The organism is Pantoea endophytica (assembly GCF_002858935.1).
Taxonomy (GTDB): domain Bacteria; phylum Pseudomonadota; class Gammaproteobacteria; order Enterobacterales; family Enterobacteriaceae; genus Pantoea; species Pantoea leporis.
The window spans coordinates 514,302-535,006 of sequence record NZ_PJRT01000033.1; the positions used below are offsets into that span (position 1 = coordinate 514,302).

The window sequence follows — 20,705 nt, forward strand, 5'->3', positions numbered from 1 at the left end:
CAAGTTCCAGTCAGTGTGCCTGACCGGTCAGTTGCAAAAGGGCAACGATGATTTGAAGAATGATGCGGACGATGTCCAGCAGCAATCGAACAATTTCCATCACTTTCCTTCTCCTCTGAGAGGAGCGCGCCTTTCAGCTGCCGGGGCTTTGACTCCACCCGCCGACCGCCTAAGCACAATTGTGAGGAGTGCTGAGCGGCTCTCATTGTAAAAGCCACAGGCCAGCACCACCTGAAACCTGCCGGGATTTAACTATCCGCGCCCCTGGAGTCATCAGAAAAACAATGAGGCTTCGCTCGTCACTCAACACCTGTATAACCATACAGTATTATGGCAAAACTTGAAATATCTCGCCGCACATTTTATTATCGCTGTTGTGAGGAGTGCTGAGCACCCCGTTCGCGGCGCGGTTACCAGCCGTTTAGCGAACATAAAAAAAAGGATTTGGCTTAATGCCAAATCCTTTTTTATTACCTGCGATTAATTATCTGGCGGAACTGATACGCCAAATGGTATTTCCCGCATCATCGGCAATTAATACGCCGCCCTGCCGATCGGTGGCTAAACCAACCGGCAAGCCGCGCACCTGCTTCTGATCGTCGGTGAGGAAACCAGTCACCACCGGCTGTGGTTGTCCCACCGGTTTCCCATTCTCGAATTTCACCCACACCACCTGATAGCCGTTGAGCGGCGTACGGTTCCAGCTGCCGTGTTCGCTGATAAACGCCCCGCCGCGATACTGCGGCATATTATCCGCGCCGTAGAACAACAGACCGAGTGGTGCGACGTGCGAACTCAGGGCGTAATCCGGTTTAATCGCCTTCTCCACCAGATCCGGCCTCTGCGGCTGCGCGCGCTCATCCACGTGCTGGCCATAATAGCTGTACGGCCAGCCGTAAAAGCCTTTGTCCTGCACCGACGTCATGTAATCCGGCACTAAATCAGAACCGATCTCGTCGCGTTCATTCACAATCGCCCACAGCTTGCCGCTCTGCGGCTCCCACTGCAATCCGGTTGGATTGCGCAGGCCGCTGGCATAAATCCGGCTGGCACCGCTGGCCGCATCCACTTCCAGCACCGCCGCACGGCGATACTCCTCGCCAATGCCGTTTTCCGTCACGTTACTGTTCGAACCTACGCCAACGTACAGCTTGCTGCCGTCGGGGCTGGCGAGCAGCGATTTGGTCCAGTGATGATTAATCGGCCCGCCCGGCAGCTCGGTCACTTCCACCGGCGGGGTGCGGATCTCGGTTTGCCCGGTTTCATACGGGAATTTCACCAGGCTATCGGCGTTCGCCACATACAGCGTGTTGCCCACCAGCTGCATACCAAACGGCGCCGTCAGGTTGTCGATAAAGCGATGTTGCTCCCATTTGCCGTTAACATTACGCAGCAAGGTAATGCGATTACCGCCCTCGCCGCCCTTGCCAGACGCTTTCTGCACAATGCCCATAATCAGCTGCTTCGGTGCGGTGGTCGGTTTCGGTGTGCCATTGGATTCCGCCACCAGCACATCATTGTTCGGCAGCACCAGCACCTGACGCGGATGCTGCAGATTGTCGGCGATCTTTTCGATCTTTAACCCGTCTGCCACTTTCGGCATTTCACCTGCTTTCCACGGCGTGCCTTCCGGCACCTGCATCGGCGGCATAAAGAAGTTCTGCGCCTGCGGCAGTTCAGGATTCGCACCGATTTGCTTTTGAGGATCGATCAGCGCCCCGTCGTCACAGGCGCTGAGCAGCATCGCGATGGCTACCGCACTGAGTAAGTGTTTCATACGCGACCTCCTTGCGTGCGACGTTCGCGCAACACCAGCTGCACGTTAGCGATCAGCAGCAGCGCCACCACCAGCGTCGACAGCGTGATGCCCAGTGGCACCACCGCGTAAGCATCGCGACTGTGAATAAAGGCATTCACCACCGCCAGCACGATCGCCAGCAGCGACAGCCAGAAATGGGTTTTCTCGGTCGGCCGCGCGCCGCGGAATAAATAAACCAAACTGATTAAACGTGGCAGGATGGCCAGCACCAGACCGATAGTGATCAGCCAACTGGCGGATTTGGTCCACATGATGACGAAGGTTTGCAAATAGAGGATATCGAAAAACCAGGCGGCGACAAAAAAGCCCAGCGGCAACGGTTCCAGCAGCGTATACAACGTCACACCGAACACCGATCTTCCTGAGGTATGAAACATTACTCTCTCCCTTACCGTATTATTGTCAGATGGTGCACGCGTTTCGCTTTTATAAAACAACGTGCAGCCACCTGTGAAATATTAGTAAAGATAAACAGTAACGTTTAACACTTATCTAACACACTCTAACTTAAGACTTATCTGCCGGCAGGCTTACCCAATAACCCGGTTTATACGGCAAGGGCAAGAACTTTTCGTGAAACTCACGGAACGTGGCGTCCGGATCGAGATCGGCAAACAGTTCAGGATGCAGCCACTTCGCCAGCGCCTGGATCGCGACAAACTGATACGGGCTGTCGTAGAACTGATGCCAGATGGCATGCGCGTTACCGTTGTGCGCCACCGGCAGTGTTTTGAAGGCATCACGCATCATTAGCAGGCGTAAACGCGCCGTCGCTTCTTTCACATCCGCACCGGGCCCCACGCCAACCCATTTACCCACGGTGTTGTAGTTTTTCCAGTTCGCGCCTGTCACCACCACCACATCGGGACGGCTGGCGATGATCTGCTCGGGATTGAGTGTGCCGAACGTGCCTGGAATCAACGCTTTGGCGATATTGCTGCCGCCCGCCAGTTCTACCATCTGACCAAAGTTCTCGTTACCAAACGACATGCAGCACTCGTCGCTGTAGCCGCCAGCACGATCAATCATCACTTTCGGGCGCGTGCCGTTAAAGTTTTTCAGGCGATCGGTCACCTTTTCGATTTGCGCACGGCGGAACGCCACGATCTCTTCGGCGCGCTGTGGATTGTTAACCAGCTCGCCCATGATGCGGATGCTTTGCTCAGCATGTTCCATCGGCTTCTCGCGGAAGTCGATAAACACCACCGGCACGCCCACCGCTTGTAACTTCTCGATCAGCTTGCCTTCGTCTGTCGCGGCTTTGGATTCGAGGTTCATCAGCACCAAATCGGGCTTCAGCGTCAGCGCCTGTTCGACGTTAAAGGTGCCATCTTTCGCGCCACCAAAGGTCGGCAGCTTTTTGATCTGCGGATATTTCTTTTCATACGCCAGATAGCCGTCGTAATCGGCTTTATGGAAATCGTCACGCCAGCCCACCACGCGCTGGAACGGCGCAGCGGTGTCAAACGCCGCCAGCAAATACATCTGACGCCCTTCGCCGAGAATGATGCGTTTAGACTCCTCCTTGACCTCGACCTGTCGTCCAGCCACATCGGTAATGGTTTTCGCCGCAGCGTGACCCGTCACCGCCAGTAATCCCAGTGCTATCAGCCATGATTTCATTTAATACACCTAGAATGATAATGATTATTATTTAAATTTCGCGGCGTCACTATTACCTGGCAGACAGGAAATGAAAAGCCCTGGATACACATTTTTTTACATTCCCCGCGCTTTTTCCCACTGTGCAATCGCTCACAAAATGCCCTTCATTCGTGAAAAACCTCACAGCTTACCGGGCAAATGCCCAATTAATCGCCGCGCTATCCCGCGCTTTGGCTAATGCGTAAACAAAATGCGAACGCTAAATTACAAAATGAAACGATGTTTTATTTTTTATGTTAATGCCTGATTTGGGCAAGCCACTGAGTTGAAGGAGGAGTTACCGTGAAGATCAGTGCCATTGATGTCACCCTGTTTAGCTACCCCACGCGACGCGTCTCTGACAGCGCCGGACATTCGCATCCCGGCGCAGAGACCGATGCCCAAATGGCGCTGCTAACGATCGCCAGCGAAGATGGCGATTGCGGCTACGCGTTTGCCCCCGCCGAAGTGATTCGGCCGCATGTGGTGAACGCCTTCTTCCGCAAAGTGCTGATTGGGCAAAATGCCTTTGATCGCGAGCGTCTGTGGCAGGATCTGGTGCACTGGCAGCGCGGTAGCGCCCATCAGCTCACCGAACGTGCGTTATCGGCGGTGGAACAGGCGCTGTGGGATTTGATTGGTCGCAAGCTCAAACAACCGGTCCACAAACTGCTTGGTGGTTATCGCGAGAAAATTCCCGCTTACGGCAGCACCATGTGCGGCGATGAGCTGGAAGGCGGTTTATCCACGCCCGATGAATACGCGCAGTTTGCCGAAAAACTGGTCGCGCGCGGTTATCAGGCCATCAAACTGCACACCTGGATGCCGCCGGTGTCGTTCGCGCCCAGCACCCAAATGGACATCAAAGCCTGCGCCGCGGTGCGCGAAGCGGTCGGCCCGGACATCGCCCTGATGCTCGACGGCTATCACTGGTACAGCCGCAGCGAGGCGCTCACCATCGGCAAAGCGCTGGAAAAACTCGATTTCGCCTGGTTCGAAGAGCCGATGGAAGAGGAAAGCATGGCGTCGTACGCGTGGCTGGCGGAAAACCTCAGCATTGACGTGCTCGGCCCGGAAAGTCTCGGCGGCAAACACCACAGCCGCGCCGATTGGGTGCGCGCCGGTGCCTGCGACATTCTACGCGCTGGCGCTAACGGCGTCGGCGGCATCTCCGCCACCATGAAGGTCGCCAGCCTGGCCGAAGCCTTTGGTATGGATTGCGAAGTACACGGCAACGGTGCCGCCAGCATCGCGGTGGTCGGCGCTATCCGCAACTGCCGCTGGTACGAACGCGGTCTGCTGCATCCGTTCCTTGATTACGAACAGCCGCCGGCCTATCTCAACGCGCTGGTCGATCCCATGGACGCAGAGGGTTTTGTCCATCTGCCAACGCGTCCCGGACTTGGGGAGGACATCAATTTCGCGTGGATTGAGACACACACGCTAAATCGCTGGTAAGCGCCCAACACAAGCAGTACGGCATAAAAACGATAAACCTCTGACCTGCTGGACTTTGCTTATGAACCTGATGAACCCCTGCAGAGCGTGGTGCGCCGCGCTGTTGCTGCTCACCTGTAGCCCATCGTTGCTGGCGGCCACGCCAGACGACCAGCTGATTGTGGGCATGAACATGAATAACCTGCTCACGCTCGATCCCGCCACCATGACCGGCAACGAAGTGGTCGGCATTGTCGTCAATCTCTATGACGGTTTAGTCGAGTTAGATCCGCAACAGCTCACCAACGTGCGCCCGGCGCTGGCGGAGCGCTGGGAGATCAGCCCCGACAATCGTCAACTCACCTTTCATCTGCGTGACAATGTCACCTTCCACTCCGGCAATCCGCTGAGCAGCGCCGATGTGATCTGGTCGATGCGCCGCGTGCTGCACCTGAATCTGGCACAGGCCTCGGTATGGAAATCTTACGGCTTCAGCAAAGAGAACGTGGATCAGATGATCAGCGCGCCGGATGCGCACACGGTAGTGATTCGCCTGCCCAAGCCTAACGATCCCAAGCTGGTGCTCTATTCGCTGGCGGCGCTCGGCAGCATGGTGGTACTCGACAGCAAAACCGTGCAGGCGCAGGCGGTGAATAACGACTGGGGCAATCGCTGGCTCACCACCCACGAAGCGGGTTCCGGACCGTTCCGCCTGGATGTGTGGCAGGCCAAAGATGTGCTGCGCATCAGCCGCGATGCCCACTACTGGCGCGGTGCGCCGAAGCTGACGCGTGTGGTGTTCCGTCATCTGCAGGAGTCGCAAACCTTGCGTCTGATGATGGAGAAAGGCGATCTCGATGTTGCCAGCAACATGGCGATCCCCGATGTAAAAGCGCTGCGCCACGATCCCGATCTCACCATCGACGCGGTACAAAAAGGCACGATTTATTACCTGGCGATGAGCATGAAGGACGATCACTTCGCCCATCCGCAGGTACGCGAAGCGCTGCGTTATCTGGTGGATTATCAGGGGATTAACAAAACGCTGATGGCCGGTTACGGCACGCTGCATCAGCGGCCAATTCAAGCCGGCATGCCGGCAACGCTGCCCGATCCTGGCTACAAGCTGGATGTGCCGCGCGCCAAAGCCTTGCTGGCCGCCGCCGGTTATCCCAACGGGTTTGATACCACGCTGCGCGTGCTGGCCGATCAGCCGTTCCTCAATGTCGCCATCGCGATTCAGTCCACGCTGATGCAGGGCGGCATTCGCGCCAAAATCATTACCGGCACCGGTAACCAGATTTACGGTGCGATGCGCGATCGTCAGTTCAATCTGCTGGTCGGGCGCGGCGGCAGCGGCGTGGAGCCGCATCCGCACTCCAGCCTGCGCGCGCTGGTGTACAACCCCAACAACGCCGACAGCGCGCGCCTCACCAATTTTCAGGGCTGGCGCACCGGTTTTTATGACGCGCAGCTGAACAGCATGATCGATAAAGCGCTGCTGGAGCGCGATGTAAAACAGCAGCAGCAGGATTACTTCGCTATCCAGCAGCGCTACGACCAGCTGATTCCGGCGCTGATGCCAATCTCGCAAATGACCGATTCGGTGGTGGTGAACAATCGGGTGCGGGATTACGTGCCGCATCCGTCGGCCACCACTTTCCTGCGTGACGTATGGAAAACGCCAGACAGCCTGGCGGGAGGTGCGCAATGAAGCTGACAAAAAGCCACTGGCGGCGCCTGCGTAGCCGCACCGTTCAGGTGGCGATCACGCTGTTTGGCCTGCTGTTGCTGACCTTCTTTATTGGTCGCGTGATGCCGCTCGATCCGGTGCTGGCGATTGTCGGGCCGGATGCCGATCACAACACCTATCAGCAGGTTTATCACCAACTCGGCTTCGATAAACCGCTGTGGGTGCAGTTTGGTATCTATCTGCAAGGCCTGCTGCACGGCAACCTTGGGCTGGCGCTACTGACCGGGCAGCCGGTGATCAACGATATCCTGCGCGTCTTCCCGGCCACGGTAGAACTGGCGACGCTGGCGATTGTGATTGGTACCGGCCTCGGCGTCCCGCTGGGCGTGTGGGCCGCCGCACGCCGCAACAGCGTGATTGACTATCTGGTGCGCATCATCAGCCTGGCGGGTTACTCCACGCCGATCTTCTGGGTGGGCATGGTGGGTCTGCTGCTGTTTTATGCCCATCTCGGCTGGGTCGGCGGCGCGGGCCGTGTTGATTTCAGTCTCGATGGCATTGTGCCGCGTCGCACCGGTTTTCTGCTGATCGATGCTTTGCTGGTGGGCGACTTCACGGTGTTCAGCAATGCGCTCAATCACCTGATTCTGCCTGCGTCCCTGCTCGGCTTTCACTCGCTGGCTTACATCAGCCGCATGACGCGCAGCTTTATGCTGGCGCAACTGTCGCAGGAATTCATTTTGACGGCGCGGGTGAAAGGACTCAGCGAATGGCAGGTGATTTGGCAGCACGCGTTCCGCAATATTCTGGTGCAGCTGCTCACGGTGGTGGCGCTGGCGTACGGCTCGCTGCTGGAAGGCGCGGTGCTGATTGAAACCGTGTTCTCATGGCCCGGTTTTGGGTCCTATCTCACCGGCAGTTTGATGCTCGGCGATATGAATGCGGTGATGGGCTGCGTGCTGGTGGTTGGCCTGATTTTCGTGCTGCTCAATCTTCTCTCTGACCTGCTCTATCAGGTGTTCGATCCGAGGACCAAAGTATGACGATTTCTCTCGATACGCCATTAGCCAGCCAGACGCGCGAACGGCTGGCGCGCTGTCGCCGCACCGGCGCGCGCATCGGCCATTTTCTCGGGCAAATGGCGCGCAACCCGCTAACCGCGATTGGCGGCGGCATCATTTTGCTGCTGCTGGTGGTGGCGCTGTTCGCACCCTGGATCGCGCCCTACCATCCGCTGATTCAGGATCTCAACAACGCGCTGACGCCGCCCAACGCGCAGCACTGGTTTGGCACCGATGAATTTGGCCGCGACATTTTCAGCCGTCTGGTGTGGGGCGCGCGCATCACGCTGTATATCGTGCTGCTGGTGTCGATCACCGTGGGTCCGCTGGGCTTGCTGCTCGGCGTCACCGCCGGTTACTTCGGCGGCAAAGTGGATAGCGTGTTGATGCGCGTCACCGACATCTTCATCTCCTTTCCTAGCCTGGTGCTGGCGCTGGCGTTTGTCGCCGCACTCGGTCCGGGGCTGGAGCATGTGGTGATCGCCATTACTCTCACCGCCTGGCCGCCGATTGCCCGCCTGGCGCGCGCTGAAGCACTGTCGCTGCGTCAGGCCGACTTTGTCTCCGCGGTGCGCTTACAGGGCGCCTCGTCACTGCGCATTTTGTGGAAACACATTGTGCCGCTGTGCCTGCCTTCGGTGATTATCCGCATCACCATGAATATGGCGGGCATCATTCTCACCGCTGCCGGACTCGGTTTTCTCGGTTTGGGCGCGCAGCCGCCGGATCCGGAATGGGGCGCGATGATCGCCAGCGGCCGCACATACATGCTGGAGTGTTGGTGGGTGGTGACGGTGCCAGGTCTGGCGATTCTGATCAACAGCTTAGCGTTCAACTTCTTAGGAGATGGCTTACGTGACATCCTCGATCCCCGCAGCGAATAGCGCTGCACCGTTGCTCGACGTGCAGGATTTACAGGTCAATTTCGTCAATGGCCGGCTGGTGACGCCCGCCGTGCGCGGCATCTCCTTCCAGTTGGGCAAGGAGAAACTGGCGATTGTGGGTGAATCCGGTTCCGGCAAATCCACCGTTGGCCGCGCGCTGTTACAGCTGCATCCGCGCAGCGCGCAGGTCACGGCGCAGCGCATGCAGTTTGGTGACGTGGACCTGCTGTGTGCCACGCCGGCGCAGATGCGCGCCATTCGCGGCAAGCGCATCTCCATGATTATGCAGGATCCGAAATATTCACTGAATCCGGTGGTACGCGTGGGTGAGCAGATTGCTGAAGCCTGGCGCAGTCATCATCCCGGCCAGCGCGAGGTTGCGCGGCAGCGGGCGATGGAGATGCTCGACGTGGTGCAGGTGCGCGATCCGGGCCGCATCTATCAATGTTATCCGCACGAAATTTCCGGTGGTCAGGGCCAGCGCGTGATGATCGCCATGATGCTGATTACCGAGCCTGAGCTGCTGATTGCCGATGAACCCACTTCGGCGCTGGATGTTTCGGTGCGTTTGCAGGTGCTGGCGCTGCTGGATGATTTAGTGAAACAGCGCGGTCTGGGGCTGATTTTTATCAGTCACGACATCAATCTGGTGCGGCGTTTCTGTGACCGCGTGCTGGTGATGTATGCCGGGCGCGTGGTGGAGTCGCTGGCGGCCAGCGAACTCGCTCAGGCGCAGCATCCCTATACGCAGGGCCTACTCGCCGCGCTGCCCGATATGGACCAGCGTCGCGCCCGTCTGCCGGTGCTGCAACGTCAGGCCAGCTGGCTGCAACCCTAAGGAGCAATGATGAACGAGATGATCCGCGTAAGTAATCTCAACCTCAGTTTTGGTGAGGAGGAGCGACGTAATCAGGTGCTGTTCGACGTCAATTTGTCGATTCATCAGGGTGAAATCTTTGGCCTGGTTGGCGAATCCGGATCGGGCAAAACCACGGTGCTGAAGTGCCTCGCCGGGCTGTTCACCCACTGGCACGGCGAGCTGGCGATTGATGGCGTGCCGCTGGCGCATCGCATCGCGCGCGAGCGCTGCCGCAGCGTGCAGATGGTGTTTCAGGATCCGTACGGATCGCTGCATCCACGCCACACCATCGGCGATATTCTCGAGGAGCCACTGCAGATTCACGGCATCGGCCAGCGTCAGCAGCGCGTTATCGCCATGCTGGAGAAAGTTGGCCTCAATCGCGCGTGGCAAACCCGCTATCCGCACCAACTTTCTGGCGGTCAGCGCCAGCGCGTTGCCATCGCCCGGGCGCTGATTCTCGAACCGCGCGTATTGCTACTGGATGAACCGACCTCGGCACTGGATGTCTCGGTGCAAGCGGAGATCCTCAATCTGCTTAGTGATCTGCAGCAGCAGGAGAAGCTGACCTACTTGATAGTGACGCACGATCTCGGCGTGGTGGCGCATCTGTGCCATCGCGTGGCGGTGATGCAACATGGCAAAGTGCTGGAGACGCTGGATGTCGATGCGCTGGTGCACAATCGCGCGCAGGTGGCGTATACGCAGATGCTGGTGGATGCGAGCCGGCAGGATAACGGGGTTTTAGCGTAGGATCGCCATTTATGGCGTAATCCTTACTGATAAGGACATTTTGCTTTGAATAGGTAGCGGGCTCTAACACATCTGCTGCGTCACGGGCCGTCCTCGCGCCGCTAGCGCGGTGCCTTCGGCTTCCACGTTGTGCCAACGGACCGTTCGCGGATCGGCCTTCCCTGGCCGACCCCGAACTGCCTCGCGCATCCATGCGCGAGGCTCCTGGCCCAACGTAAAAGCCTCAGCGCTGCGAATAGCCCTTTTGCCGCAGCAGACGCGCCAGCGCCTCTAACCTATGAGCCCTTTTCAATAACACGCACTGAAGTTTAAGCAGGCCGGGGCCGCTTTTGGGCCGGCAATCCGCAGCGCTGAACGAAGCGAGGAAGCCAGGAGAGCCCGCAGGACGCGGGCGAAAGGCGGAGTCGGGACAAGGATGTCCCGTCTACGCCGGTCCGTCAGGCAGACGAGCGAAGTGAAGGTACCGCGATAGCGGCGCGAGGACCGCAGGACCAAAAGTGGCACCGGCCTGCGTACTCGTCACTGGCTTAACTGACATGCATTACGTCGTCTGTGGTGACTTAAATGAACAATCGAGACGTCTGCAACGGTTGGTCGGTAGGATAAATACGCGTGACTGTTGAATCGAAGGGATAACAAAGTCGAGTGCTTCACTGACTCTGAAGCTGCCTAACTCTTAGCGTTTTCTCCGATATTTTTTCCGACATTTCCTCCGACATTTTGATGCCGGAGTGCAAATGAAGAAGGACATAAACAACAAAGCCAGGTTTCCCTGGCTTCGCTCAAACCGTTTTGATTACTGCGTCAGTTCACGCACAAAACTCACGATCTCCTGATTCTGCCCATGTTCAAACAGGCAATGCTGCAGGCGCGGGCCGCTCACGGCGGTTTTCACCAGCTCGGGATCGATGGCGCGCAGTGAATCAAGGTAATTCTCTTTCAGCAGCGCCGCTTTCACTTCGTTCAGAATGCCGGCATTGCGCACCTGCGGCTCTTTGCGCTCTGGTGGATAGCCGTGCCCTTTTTCACCGGTAAAGGCTTTTTCGAAGATAAAGCGCAGGTTTAGTTCCGCGCCCCAGCCGAAACCTTTGGCGAACGGCAGCGACAGCGCATTGCCGTTGTTGATTTGCGCAAACAGGTAAGCATCCGCCGGATCGATGCAGTAGCCGCACACCACGCCGGGATGCAGGTTCAGCGACATCAACGCGCCCTGGCCGGTACCGCAACCGGCCACCACGAAGTCCACCGCTTTGCTGTTAAGCAGTACGTTGGCCATGATGCCGAGGTGAATATAGGTAAGATGGTGATCCTGTTCGTCGCTCATACCGACGTTAAACACCTGATGCCCGAGCGGTTGCGCCACAGACTGAAGCTCTTTCAACACCGTTGCGTTCTTCGCAGCCTGGCTGTTTTCCATCATCAAAGCGATTTTCATGATCCATCCTCAGATTAAATTGAAACACCGTTTCATTTTAATCAAAGAACGTTAAAATGCAGCCTTTAAATGCCTTTTTGACTGTGAGTTAAGTCACATATTGACGATGCAACCTGCAAGGAGAAATCATGTTTATCTTTAAAAGCGCAACCCGACTGGACGATTTAGGTAACGGCGTAACGCGCCGAATACTGGCGCACGGCGGCACCCTGATGGCGGTGGAAGTCACCTTTAAGCAGGGTGCTGTCGGTCCGCTGCATCACCATCCGCATGAGCAGCTCACCTATGTGCTATCCGGACGTTTTGCCTTCACCATTGATGGCGTGACGAAAGAAGTCAGCGCCGGCGATACCCTGTATAAAGCGCCGAATATTGTGCACGGCTGCGTGTGTCTGGAAGCGGGCGTACTGCTGGATACCTTTACGCCGCAACGCGAGGATTTTCTGGCGGCACCGTAACGTGCCGCCAGAACGATTAGCGGGAAGCCCACCAAAGTCGCAGTTTCAGCCCCCAACCGCTGGTCCAGCCGCTGCTGGTGCTGATGACTTTGCCCTGATGCAGCACGATAAAGGTCGGCGTGGCGTTGATATCCCAGCGCTGGCCGATCGCCCCGCTCTCATCATTGATCGCCACGCCTTGCAGCCCTTTCTTCTCCAACAAGGTTGCCACGCGCGCGTCACTGCCGGAACGCAGCGCCACGCTCACCACCTTGTCACCTTCCTGACTCATCGCCGCTACGGTTGGCGTGGTGAGTTTGCACACGCCGCACCAGGTTGCCCAGACGTACACCAGCAGTGGCCGATGCTGACTGAGTTCCGCCAGATTCACCTCGCCTTGCAGCGAGGTCAGCGGTTGTTGCGCCAGGTCGGCAGGCAGCTGCGGTGCCCGCAGCCAATCCATGCCCCACAGCGCAGCCGCGACAATCAGCACCAGCAGCAGCGCCTCACGCAGCCAACGCTTTAATCGACTCATTGCTTCGCCTGCAGCGCGCCTTTCACTGCCGCTTCCAGCTGCTCATACGGCACCGCGCCGCTGATCATCTGGTCGCCCACCAGCGTGGCTGGCGTGCCCTGAACGCCGAGCTGCTGCGCCAGCGTCAGGTTGCTGTTGATGGTATCGAGGCTCAGTTTGCTTGGCTCTTTCAGCTTGATGCCGGTTTTCTCCAGCGCCGCGTCGATGCTGGCGTTATCGTGATTGCCCTTTTTCGCCATCAAACGCTCATGCAGCTTTAGGAAGTTTTTCGGCTGTTGCTCCCACACGGTGAGCGCCAGACGCGCCGAGGTGAGAGAGGTTTCAGCACGGTACGGCAGCGGTTTAATCACCACCGCTACCTGCGGATAAGCCTTAATCAGTTTTTCGATATCGGCTTCAAACTTCTTGCAGAACACGCAGTTGTAATCGGTGAAATAGACCAGCGTCAGCGCCGGTTTTTCAGCGCCAATACGCGGTGAACCGGCGTCGTTAAACAGCGCATCGTGGTTTTTCTTCACCATCTGCGCCACTACGTTTTGCTGCTGTTGCGCTGCTTCTTTATCAAAGGCATCAGCGGCTTCCGCCAGAATCGACGGATTCTGCACCAGGGTTTCACGGATCAATTCTTTGATGCGCGCCTCCTGCTCAGGCGTAAAAGGCGCGGCCGCCAGTGCAGGCATGGCAAGGAACATCAGTGGCAGTAACAGGGATTTCTTCATTATTTTTTCGCCTCAGAGAGAGTGGAGATCACCGCTTCACGACTCAGCAGCGGTGACAAAATCTGGCCTTGCGGCAGTGCCGGGCCATAAATTTGGTTAAAAGGGATCGCCACGCGGTCGCGGCGGCGCAGGAATTCACCAATGGCGGGATCGGGCTGCGTCCAGTCGCCGCGCAGCAGTACCACATCATCGGCTTTGAGCGCAGCACGCACATCGGGCTGATTCAGGACGCGAGATTTATTCACTTTACAGGTGATGCACCAGTCGGCGGTGACATCGACAAACACCCGTTTATCCTGCTCAAGTGCCTGATGGATCGCCGCTTCGGTCAATGGCTGCCAGTGCAGCGTCTCCTCTTCCGGCGAGATACGCGTCATTAGGAACAGCGCTCCGGCCAGCGTCAGGGTGATAAACACCACGCCCGCCTGCTGCAGCGCGCGACGTTTCACCAGCCAGCCACACAACACCACGAGTAACACGCCCGCCAGCACCAGCGCGAAGGTGCAGCCCCAATGCGGCACCAGCAACGTCACCAGCCAGAAGGTGGCGAGCAGCATCAACAGGCCGAGCACGCTGCGCAGATGCAGCATCCAGCGCCCCGGACGCGGCAGGCAGCGCGCCATGCCCGGTAACGCCGCCACCAGCAACCATGGCAAACTCATGCCGACGCCGAGCGCGACAAACAGCAGCCACAGCTGCGGCAGCGGTGCCGTCAGCGCGTAAGCCACCGCCGTACCGAGAAACGGCGCGCTGCATGGCGTGGCCAGCAAGGTGGCAAACGCGCCCTGGCCGAAGTGACCGAGCAAGCCATCACCGCCCTGCGTCGCCAGTTTGGTATTCAAACCCGACGGCAAGCGGAAATGCAGCAGATCAAACAGGCTGGCGCTAAACAGGAACATCACCAGCACCATCACCAGCAGGAAGCCGCTGCTCTGGAACTGAATGCCCCAGCCCAGCGCCTGACCGCTGAGTCGCAGTCCCGTCATCAGCAGCGCCAATAGCAGGAAGGAGAAAATGATCCCGGCGCTGGAGGCGAGAAACTGCTGGCGCGTCTGACGCTGCGTTTGTCCTTGCTGCTGCACCAGGCTGCTGAGCTTGATCGCCAGCACCGGCAACACACACGGCATCAGGTTGAGGATCAAGCCGCCGAGCAGCGCCAGCAGCAACACCGACCATAAGGTTTGCGCCGCATCGCCGGACACCAGCGTTTCCGCGCCGATATTTATCGCGCTTTGCTGCGCAATGCCAGCATCCGCAACTACCAGCGACAGCGTTTTGCCGCGCAGATCCGGTGCCGCTTCGCCCCATTCATCGGTGACCGCTACGCGCGCGCTGAGCGTGTCGCCATTCACACGAATCGTCGGTGCCGCCAGCATGCTGCCCGGCGGATAATCGAAGAACAGTTCAGGTTGTTGCCAGCCGCCCTGACGCTGTGCGCGGATCTGCAATTCGCCATTTACAAAGCTGGCGTGGAGTTGATCGGTTAAGCCGCTAGCCGCCGGGATGCGCCCCATCGCCTCGGCGAAATCGCGGGCAAAATCGGCGTCTGCGGGCTGGGTCAGATCGAGGCTGAACGGGAAGTCGGTGAGGATGCAAACGTCGCTACAGGTTGAGAGCGTCAGCGTTCCCGCAAGTTGCTGGCTCGACAGTTTCGCGAGCTCGATCGGCAGCGTGATATCGCCTTTATAGCCTTGCGTGGTCAAGCCGCTGACGTCAAAACGCTCGGGCGCGGGCCAGAACCATTGCGCCTTGACCGCCGGGGTTTGCCAGCGGATTTCCGGCGCAACGCCGCCTTCGCCAGGCGTGCGCCAGTAGGTTTTCCAGCCGGATTGCAGGCGAATATCCAGCAGCAGTTGCTGATTATCGTTGTGGCTGGCGCTGCGCAAGCGCACTTCGGCGTGGCTGTTTTGCGCATTGCGCAGCCAGCCGGTGTCTGCCGCCTGCGCAGTGATTGCGCAGCTCGCCAGCAGGAGCAGCAGGCTCCTGATCAATACAGTCATGTGAATTCTCCAGTGAATAACAGGGTTTACGCGATGTAACGCGCAGGTGTTATTCCCGGAAGACGCAAAAGGTCAGATGCCGCCGTCGCAGAGGCGGAAACAGCGGTGCGCGGCGATAGCCGACGCAAGTGGTAGTTTGTGTGAAAGTGGCGATCAGTGCCAGCAGCAACAGCAGGAAAGGCAATGCGGTATCAAGGATTGGCGCGGCGGCACTCAGCGATTTGGCGCTTAGCGCACAGGGTTTTTCGCTGCCGCTGGCATCATCACTGCTGTTGGTGTGCGCGGACGCGCTGACCTGCGCTAAAGGTGCGGAAGGCAAATTGAAGCTGCGCTGGACGAGACAAAACGCCAGCACCAGACAAACCAGTGCCAGAATCCATTTTGCGCGTGATAGCGATATCGTCATGCCGCAGCCTCAGAGAAAAGTGCGGACATTTTAAGCATCTGCAGCAGAAACACCAAGCTTTGCTGTGTAAACTTTTGTCTTTGTGGTGCTCAACCCAGATCCAGCATCGTAGCGGCGCGATTTATCGCGCATCTCAACGAAGGCATATTACCCACCTAAACACGACGCAATAAATGGCGCCGCTACGATGATTGCGGCCATCAATATTTTATCGTTACACGGCGTTAAACAATATCATCCACCACGCCACCATCGACGCGCAGCGCGGCACCGGACGTCGCCGACGCCTGTTTCGAGCAAACATACACCACCATATTCGCCACCTCTTCCACCGTGGCGGCGCGCTGGATCACCGAACTTGGCCGCTGCACCATCACAAACTCTTTCGCCAGCTCTTCCAGCGGCTTACCGGTGCGCTTCACCTCATCTTCCATCATCGCGGCAAAGCCATTAGAGAGCGTTGGGCCGGGCAACACGCTGTTTACCGTCACGCCGCTGCCCGCCACCACTTTCGCCAGACCGCGCGCCAGCGACAGCTGCGCCGTTTTGCTCACGCCGTAATGCAGCATATCGGCGGGAATGTTCAAGGCTGATTCAGAGGAGATAAACACCACGCGGCCCCAACCACGCTTCACCATCTCCGGCAATAAAGCCCGCGACAGGCGCACGCCGGACATCACGTTGGTTTGCCAATAGGCGTCCCAGGTGTCGTCATCCACTTCATAAAAATCCTGCGGACCGTAAATCCCGGCGTTATTCACCAGAATATCGATTGGCGGCAAGCCGTTAAGCAGTTGCTTAACGCCCTGGGCACTGCCGAGATCGGCGATAAAGGTGTGAATTTTGGCGCCCGCCACTAATCCGTTGAGCTTCTCGCGCGCACGACTCACCGAGGCTTCACTGCGCCCGTTCAGCACCACTTCCGCCCCGCTGGCTGCCAGACCTTGTGCAATGGCAAAACCGATACCGCCAGTTGATGCGGTAACTAAGGCTGTTTTTCCGTGTAAATCGATATTCATCATGCTTTCCTCTGTGAGCGTAATCACAAAGCCTGGTTCAGGCAGGAGAAGATGCATTGACGAATCATGCGATGGCGCTGTCGGCTGCAGGGCTAATGTACGTTCAGCCTGCTGCCGACATTATTTAGCCCGAGGCCGATAAAGCCGGTTGAGCGCTGATCGGCAGCCGCAGTTGACGCTGCAACCAGGCGCAGGCTGCCGCCTGATCCGGATTGCGTGCGTTAAGCTGCAACACCGGACCCAGCGCCATCGGTTGGGCGGTTTCTGCTAACTTGCGCAGTTCTGGCAGATACTCCGCGCCCGGATGTCCCGGCATGCGATCGGTTAAACGAGCCTGATAACGCGCTACCGCCTCATCCGGCGTGATCGCCAGCCACAGCTCCAGCACCCGCGTCACGCCCGCCTGCTGCAATCCCTGCTGCAGCACCTCTTTCGGCTGGAAGCCAAACCAGGCATCGATGACATAGATACAACGCGTCGGCGCTTGCGCCACCACTTGCCAGATCGCCTGATACGCCGCACAACCTAACTGGCGATTGCGCAGGCGATCCACCGGCGCAAAGCTGGCCATAAACGGCTCTTTCAGGCTATCCAGCGTCAGCACCGGAAAGCCGAAATGCTCGGCCAGCGCGCGCGTTAGCGTGCTTTTGCCGGAAGCCGGAATGCCGTTCACCAGCACGACAATTTTCTCTTCAGTGTCGGTTGTCATAGGATTTCTATCACCTCCGCGGCACTGCTGGCCTTTCGCAGTCGCACCAGCGTCTCCTCATCCTCCAGCAGCGTAACAATCGCGCGGATGCCCTCTTCAATGTGGGCGTTACTGTCACGCGCACCGAACATAATCACGATGTCGGCTTTGTCACTGCCGTCGAATGAGATCGGCTCATCCAGCACAATCATGCTGAAACAATCTTTCAGCACGCCGGCCTCCGGCCGCGCATGGGGAATGGCGATGCCCTCCTCAAACACGTAATAGGCGCCATGCTCCAGCGTGTTAGCGATCACCGCTTCCGGGTAACTGGCTTTGATGTAACCGCCGTTCACCAGCGGCAGCGCCGCCAGCGCGATCACTTCGCGCCAATCCCTGGCGCTGATCCCCACCTGAATCGCACTTGCCTCCTGCAGCAGCTGTTTAATACTCATACTGCCTCCTTAAAACGATTTGCGAATGGTGTTACGCAGTTCATCAATTTTGACAAACAACGGATCAATTTCCTGACGATAGTGTCGACTTTTGGCAAAGATATTTAATGCACGATTATATTCCAGCATTAATTGTTTTTGCGTGTCTGCCGCCTGCGGATTACTAGCCAACTGTTGTTCCAGTTCGCTTATTTTCCGGCTGATGGTTTCAGCCTGAAGATCTATTTCCTGTGAATCCTGGCTCTTATTATCAGAGCCCTTTTTCAAGAATCCAAACATAGCATCTCCTGCCCCGAATGGCGCCGGGCACCTCAGGTTATTACGTCATGAGTAAGTCGGAATTAGCGGAACAGTTGAATCTTTTCTACCAGCACATTGGTCACGGCATCGTTGGCCGGCACAAGGAAATTACGCACGCTGTCGTTGACCTTGCCCTTTTCAAACGTCTGCTTGCAGTTTGCAACCCACTGCACATTCATCTCGGTGCCAACGTTGACTTTCTCAATCCCGCTGCGCACCGCAAGACGCATATCCTCATCGCTGACGCCGGTACCACCGTGCAGCACCAGCGGCGTTTTCGTAGCATCGGTAATTTCCGCGAGGCGCTGATGTTGAATATGGGCTTTACCGGTGTACAAGCCGTGCACCGTGCCGATGGAGATCGCCAGCATATCGACGCCGGTTTCATCGACAAAGCGTTTGGCTTCATCGACGGTGGTAAAAGCCGCATCGTTCATTTCCACCTCTTTACCATCTTCCGAACCGCCAATCGCGCCCAGTTCCGCCTCAACCGAAACCGCCAGCGGGCGCGCCATATCAATAACACGGCGCGTATTGGCGATGTTCTCTTCAATCGGCAAATGTGAACCGTCATACATAATTGAACTGAAGCCCGCATCCAGCGCGGTTTGGATAGCGTCTAAATCCGAACAGTGATCGAGGTGCAAACAGGTCGGCACGTTACGGCTTTCCGACAATGAGCGAATCGCATCTACCAATAATTTATGTCCGAGATATTTGGCGGTTCCGGTTGAGATCTGAATCATTAATGGGCTATTCGTTTTCTCCGCTGCTTTAAAAAAGGCGGGCAACATTTCCAGGCAGTGCAAATTAAAGGAACCGAGCGCTTTAAATTCACGTTCTTTAGCCACCTGTAACAGATCGGTAAAGTTATAAAGTTTCATGGAGCTTTTCCTCATGGGATTTAGACTTGGTGGATTTTCCGTTAACAAACCAGGCGATGAGAGTAATAAAGGCGATAAACAGCGCGACGAACAGCCAGTTATTCTGGAATGCATGGCCGAGCACCAGGCCGGTACTGATGACATCCGAATCACTGAAGGTGACGCCGGTAAAACCGTAGCTTTCCAGCATCGGCACCAGAATCGCCGGCAGGAAGGTAATGAACAGACCGTGCACGAAACCGCCAATCATTGCGCCGCGACGCCCACCGAGCGCATTACCGAACACGCCTGCGGTGCCACCGGCAAAGAAGTTAGTCAGCAATCCTGGCAGAATCATCGCCAGACCGAACATCGGGAACACCAGCATGCCAACCACCGAACCCAGCGTGGTGGCGAGGAAGCCGACGATCACCGCGTTCGGGGCGTACGGGAACATCACCGGGCAGTCGAGCGCCGGTTTTGCATCCGGCACCAGACGCATGGCGATACCACGGAAAGCCGGCACCAGTTCATTCAGCAACAGACGCACGCCGCTATACAGCACGAACACACCGCACACGAACTGAATCGACTGCATAAAGGCGTACATCAGGTAGTTCATGCCGTTGCTGTACTGGCCGATAAATTCCGGACCGGCGGCGACCGCAGGGATCAGGTACATCGGCACCATCACCACCGCCATCGACAGATAGGTGTCCTGCAGGAATTTAAAGTTGTCGGGCAGTTTGAGATCTTCGGTGGAGCGCGACCCTTTGCCCACCACCTTTGCCACCGCCGCCGTCAGCAGATAGCCAATAGTGCAGAAGTGCCCGAGCGCCACGTCGTCAGAATCGGTGATGCGGCGCACCACCGGTTGGGCCAGTGCAGGCATCACCACCGCCATAATGCCGCCAAAAATGCCGCCGGTAAGGATCAGAGGTAAACCTGTCAGCCCCGCTTTATAGCCAATCACCGCACCGATGGTCGCCATCCACAGCAGCGCCTGTCCGGTAAGGAAGATGTATTTGAACGGTGTCAGACGCGCAATGATGATGTTGACGATAAAGATCACCAACAGCGTCAGCGCCACTTCTGAACCCAGCTCGCGGTTTGCTAACCCGGCAATGGCGGCAACGTCGGTGATATAACCCTGCATGCCAAAGCCGTGGGTGAAAATGGTGTTCAGGAAGGTCAGCGTACCGACAATAATGTTGATACCGGCCATCATAATTAAGAAACCGAGCAGGGTTTTAAAGGTGCCTTCCACCACCTTGCCCGCCGATTTTTTTTGCAGTAGCAGACCAATCAGGGCAATAAAGGCGATCAGTATCGATGCCTGCCCCAATAAGTCTTTTACCAGGAAGTCGATGACACTATTCATGATTAGCAACCTTTAAGTTACGTTCTTTCATAAACGCCACGATTTTCTCTTCAATTTCTGCTTTGTCGGTCAGCTTATTGAGAATAATCACCCGTTTGATCTGTTCCGGGCTGGCATCGGCATTTAACACATCAGCAAAGGCTTTCTGAGTTAAAATCATGTCGGATTTAAAGGCGTTGGCTTCAGAAATGGTGGTGTGATCAATATCAGCATCAATTTCGAGTTTCTTTAATACTGACTTGGCGCTCATTTCAATCGCAAAGCTTGAACCCAAACCACATCCACAGACACATAATATTTTCAGCATGGCTATTTCC

Annotated in this window: 22 protein-coding genes; 7 read left to right on the plus strand and 15 right to left on the minus strand. The window is 57.1% G+C overall.

Going from position 1 to position 20,705, the window contains the following annotated elements:
- Nucleotides 1–484 precede the first annotated feature (484 nt).
- From PZBJ_RS23050 to PZBJ_RS23060, 3 genes are all read right to left on the minus strand, one after another.
- Entirely contained in the window at nucleotides 485–1,777 is a 1,293-nt protein-coding gene (locus tag PZBJ_RS23050; RefSeq protein ID WP_101764461.1) for a PQQ-dependent sugar dehydrogenase, read from the minus strand.
- Nucleotides 1,774–2,196 (minus strand): DUF2231 domain-containing protein, encoded by a 423-nt coding sequence (locus tag PZBJ_RS23055; protein WP_101764462.1) that lies wholly within the window; start codon nucleotides 2,194–2,196, stop codon nucleotides 1,774–1,776. Before PZBJ_RS23055 ends, PZBJ_RS23050 begins: the two co-directional genes overlap by 4 nt.
- A gap of 130 nt (nucleotides 2,197–2,326) precedes the next feature.
- Nucleotides 2,327–3,442: an ABC transporter substrate-binding protein gene (locus tag PZBJ_RS23060; RefSeq protein WP_101764463.1), complete on the minus strand. Its 1,116-nt coding sequence runs from the start codon at nucleotides 3,440–3,442 to the stop codon at nucleotides 2,327–2,329.
- Between the two features lie 324 nt (nucleotides 3,443–3,766).
- Here PZBJ_RS23060 and PZBJ_RS23065 point away from each other — a divergent pair, with 324 nt between their 5' ends.
- The 6 genes from PZBJ_RS23065 to PZBJ_RS23090 all read left to right on the plus strand — a co-directional run bounded on the left by PZBJ_RS23065 (nucleotide 3,767) and on the right by PZBJ_RS23090 (nucleotide 10,150).
- On the plus strand, nucleotides 3,767–4,921 hold the full coding sequence (locus tag PZBJ_RS23065; protein WP_101764464.1) for a mandelate racemase family protein: 1,155 nt from the start codon (nucleotides 3,767–3,769) through the stop codon (nucleotides 4,919–4,921).
- A 61-nt stretch (nucleotides 4,922–4,982) separates the two neighbouring features.
- Nucleotides 4,983–6,614 (plus strand): ABC transporter substrate-binding protein, encoded by a 1,632-nt coding sequence (locus PZBJ_RS23070; RefSeq protein ID WP_101764465.1) that lies wholly within the window; start codon nucleotides 4,983–4,985, stop codon nucleotides 6,612–6,614.
- Nucleotides 6,611–7,636 carry an ABC transporter permease gene (locus PZBJ_RS23075; RefSeq protein ID WP_101764466.1) on the plus strand — a complete coding sequence of 342 codons (1,026 nt, stop codon included), beginning with the start codon at nucleotides 6,611–6,613 and terminating at the stop codon, nucleotides 7,634–7,636. The genes PZBJ_RS23070 and PZBJ_RS23075 overlap by 4 nt, the downstream gene beginning before the upstream one ends.
- Complete coding sequence (locus PZBJ_RS23080; protein ID WP_101764467.1) at nucleotides 7,633–8,538, plus strand: ABC transporter permease; 906 nt, start codon at nucleotides 7,633–7,635, stop codon at nucleotides 8,536–8,538. Before PZBJ_RS23075 ends, PZBJ_RS23080 begins: the two co-directional genes overlap by 4 nt.
- On the plus strand, nucleotides 8,510–9,376 hold the full coding sequence (locus tag PZBJ_RS23085; RefSeq protein ID WP_101764468.1) for an ABC transporter ATP-binding protein: 867 nt from the start codon (nucleotides 8,510–8,512) through the stop codon (nucleotides 9,374–9,376). The genes PZBJ_RS23080 and PZBJ_RS23085 overlap by 29 nt, the downstream gene beginning before the upstream one ends.
- A gap of 18 nt (nucleotides 9,377–9,394) precedes the next feature.
- Nucleotides 9,395–10,150: an ABC transporter ATP-binding protein gene (locus PZBJ_RS23090; RefSeq protein ID WP_101764620.1), complete on the plus strand. Its 756-nt coding sequence runs from the start codon at nucleotides 9,395–9,397 to the stop codon at nucleotides 10,148–10,150.
- 796 nt (nucleotides 10,151–10,946) lie between these two features.
- Here the strand turns inward: PZBJ_RS23090 and PZBJ_RS23095 are convergent.
- The gene (locus PZBJ_RS23095; protein WP_101764469.1) at nucleotides 10,947–11,585 is read right to left on the minus strand and encodes an RpiB/LacA/LacB family sugar-phosphate isomerase; all 639 of its coding nucleotides are present in this window, start codon (nucleotides 11,583–11,585) and stop codon (nucleotides 10,947–10,949) included.
- A gap of 128 nt (nucleotides 11,586–11,713) precedes the next feature.
- Between PZBJ_RS23095 and PZBJ_RS23100 the strand changes: the two genes are divergently transcribed.
- Nucleotides 11,714–12,043: a cupin domain-containing protein gene (locus tag PZBJ_RS23100; RefSeq protein ID WP_101764470.1), complete on the plus strand. Its 330-nt coding sequence runs from the start codon at nucleotides 11,714–11,716 to the stop codon at nucleotides 12,041–12,043.
- A 16-nt stretch (nucleotides 12,044–12,059) separates the two neighbouring features.
- On the opposite strand, the gene PZBJ_RS23105 is transcribed toward PZBJ_RS23100, so the two are convergent.
- The 11 genes from PZBJ_RS23105 to PZBJ_RS23155 form a co-directional block, all read right to left on the minus strand.
- A complete protein-coding gene (locus tag PZBJ_RS23105; protein WP_101764471.1) occupies nucleotides 12,060–12,557 on the minus strand; it encodes a protein disulfide oxidoreductase in 498 nt (165 codons plus the stop codon).
- The gene (locus tag PZBJ_RS23110) at nucleotides 12,554–13,276 is read right to left on the minus strand and encodes a DsbA family protein (RefSeq protein ID WP_101764472.1); all 723 of its coding nucleotides are present in this window, start codon (nucleotides 13,274–13,276) and stop codon (nucleotides 12,554–12,556) included. Before PZBJ_RS23110 ends, PZBJ_RS23105 begins: the two co-directional genes overlap by 4 nt.
- Complete coding sequence (locus PZBJ_RS23115) at nucleotides 13,276–15,276, minus strand: protein-disulfide reductase DsbD family protein (RefSeq protein ID WP_101764473.1); 2,001 nt, start codon at nucleotides 15,274–15,276, stop codon at nucleotides 13,276–13,278. The genes PZBJ_RS23110 and PZBJ_RS23115 overlap by 1 nt, the downstream gene beginning before the upstream one ends.
- Before the next feature lie 49 nt (nucleotides 15,277–15,325).
- Nucleotides 15,326–15,682, minus strand: coding sequence for a hypothetical protein (locus PZBJ_RS23120; RefSeq protein ID WP_101764474.1), 357 nt, complete (start codon nucleotides 15,680–15,682; stop codon nucleotides 15,326–15,328).
- 224 nt (nucleotides 15,683–15,906) lie between these two features.
- Nucleotides 15,907–16,701, minus strand: a complete 795-nt coding sequence (locus PZBJ_RS23125) for an SDR family NAD(P)-dependent oxidoreductase (RefSeq protein WP_101764621.1) — start codon at nucleotides 16,699–16,701, stop codon at nucleotides 15,907–15,909.
- A 124-nt stretch (nucleotides 16,702–16,825) separates the two neighbouring features.
- On the minus strand, nucleotides 16,826–17,410 hold the full coding sequence (locus tag PZBJ_RS23130; protein ID WP_101764475.1) for a P-loop nucleotide/nucleoside kinase family protein: 585 nt from the start codon (nucleotides 17,408–17,410) through the stop codon (nucleotides 16,826–16,828).
- A complete protein-coding gene (locus PZBJ_RS23135) occupies nucleotides 17,407–17,844 on the minus strand; it encodes a PTS sugar transporter subunit IIA (RefSeq protein ID WP_101764476.1) in 438 nt (145 codons plus the stop codon). The genes PZBJ_RS23130 and PZBJ_RS23135 overlap by 4 nt, the downstream gene beginning before the upstream one ends.
- 9 nt (nucleotides 17,845–17,853) lie before the next feature.
- A complete protein-coding gene (locus tag PZBJ_RS23140) occupies nucleotides 17,854–18,123 on the minus strand; it encodes a hypothetical protein (RefSeq protein ID WP_101764477.1) in 270 nt (89 codons plus the stop codon).
- A gap of 62 nt (nucleotides 18,124–18,185) precedes the next feature.
- On the minus strand, nucleotides 18,186–19,028 hold the full coding sequence (locus tag PZBJ_RS23145) for a class II fructose-bisphosphate aldolase (RefSeq protein WP_101764478.1): 843 nt from the start codon (nucleotides 19,026–19,028) through the stop codon (nucleotides 18,186–18,188).
- A complete protein-coding gene (locus PZBJ_RS23150) occupies nucleotides 19,015–20,388 on the minus strand; it encodes a PTS sugar transporter subunit IIC (protein ID WP_008110085.1) in 1,374 nt (457 codons plus the stop codon). Before PZBJ_RS23150 ends, PZBJ_RS23145 begins: the two co-directional genes overlap by 14 nt.
- A complete protein-coding gene (locus tag PZBJ_RS23155; protein ID WP_008110086.1) occupies nucleotides 20,381–20,695 on the minus strand; it encodes a PTS sugar transporter subunit IIB in 315 nt (104 codons plus the stop codon). Before PZBJ_RS23155 ends, PZBJ_RS23150 begins: the two co-directional genes overlap by 8 nt.
- Nucleotides 20,696–20,705: the final 10 nt, after the last annotated feature.